This is a genomic window from Cobetia sp. BMC6, assembly GCF_029991385.1.
Taxonomy (GTDB): domain Bacteria; phylum Pseudomonadota; class Gammaproteobacteria; order Pseudomonadales; family Halomonadaceae; genus Cobetia.
Genome location: NZ_JAKUMF010000019.1, coordinates 1,736 through 3,070 on the forward strand (window position 1 = coordinate 1,736; position 1,335 = coordinate 3,070).

The window sequence follows — 1,335 nt, forward strand, 5'->3', positions numbered from 1 at the left end:
CCACATGCGACCGTACCCCAAACCGACACAGGTGGTCAGGTAGAGAATACCAAGGCGCTTGAGAGAACTCGGGTGAAGGAACTAGGCAAAATGGCACCGTAACTTCGGGAGAAGGTGCACCGGTTCGAGTGAAGGACTTGCTCCGTAAGCTCCTACCGGTCGAAGATACCAGGTGGCTGCAACTGTTTATTAAAAACACAGCACTCTGCAAACGCGCAAGCGGACGTATAGGGTGTGACGCCTGCCCGGTGCCGGAAGGTTAATTGATGGGGTTAGGATTCGTCCGAAGCTCTTGATCGAAGCCCCGGTAAACGGCGGCCGTAACTATAACGGTCCTAAGGTAGCGAAATTCCTTGTCGGGTAAGTTCCGACCTGCACGAATGGCGTAATGATGGCCACGCTGTCTCCACCCGAGACTCAGTGAAATTGAAATCGCAGTGAAGATGCTGTGTACCCGCGGCTAGACGGAAAGACCCCGTGAACCTTTACTATAGCTTTACACTGGATGCTGATGTTGTCTGTGTAGGATAGCTGGGAGGCTTTGAAACCGCGTCGCCAGATGCGGTGGAGCCAACCTTGAAATACCAGCCTGACATCATTGGCGTTCTAACTCAGGTCCGTCATCCGGATCGAGGACAGTGTATGGTGGGTAGTTTGACTGGGGCGGTCTCCTCCTAAAGAGTAACGGAGGAGCACGAAGGTACCCTCAGCACGGTTGGAAATCGTGCATTGAGTGCAAGAGCATAAGGGTGCTTGACTGCGAGACAGACACGTCGAGCAGGTACGAAAGTAGGTTCTAGTGATCCGGTGGTTCTGTATGGAAGGGCCATCGCTCAACGGATAAAAGGTACTCCGGGGATAACAGGCTGATACCGCCCAAGAGTTCACATCGACGGCGGTGTTTGGCACCTCGATGTCGGCTCATCACATCCTGGGGCTGAAGTCGGTCCCAAGGGTATGGCTGTTCGCCATTTAAAGTGGTACGCGAGCTGGGTTTAGAACGTCGTGAGACAGTTCGGTCCCTATCTGCCGTGGGCGTCGGAAGTTTGAGAAGAGCTGCTCCTAGTACGAGAGGACCGGAGTGGACGAACCTCTGGTGTTCGGGTTGTCATGCCAATGGCATTGCCCGGTAGCTACGTTCGGACGGGATAACCGCTGAAGGCATCTAAGCGGGAAGCCCCCTTCAAGATGAGACTTCCCTGAGGCCTTGCGCCTCCTGAAGGGCCCTTGAAGACTACAAGGTTGATAGGCTGGGTGTGGAAGCACAGCAATGTGTTGAGCTAACCAGTACTAATTGCCCGTGAGGCTTGACCATATAACACCCAAGGGGTTTGC

At 54.2% G+C, this 1,335-nt stretch carries 1 rRNA gene (running past one end of the window); it reads left to right on the forward strand.

Features of this window, described 5'->3' with window-relative positions:
- Positions 1-1,315: ribosomal RNA gene (locus tag MKZ40_RS16740) — 23S ribosomal RNA — on the forward strand (it extends 1,590 nt beyond the left edge of the window).
- Positions 1,316-1,335: the final 20 nt, after the last annotated feature.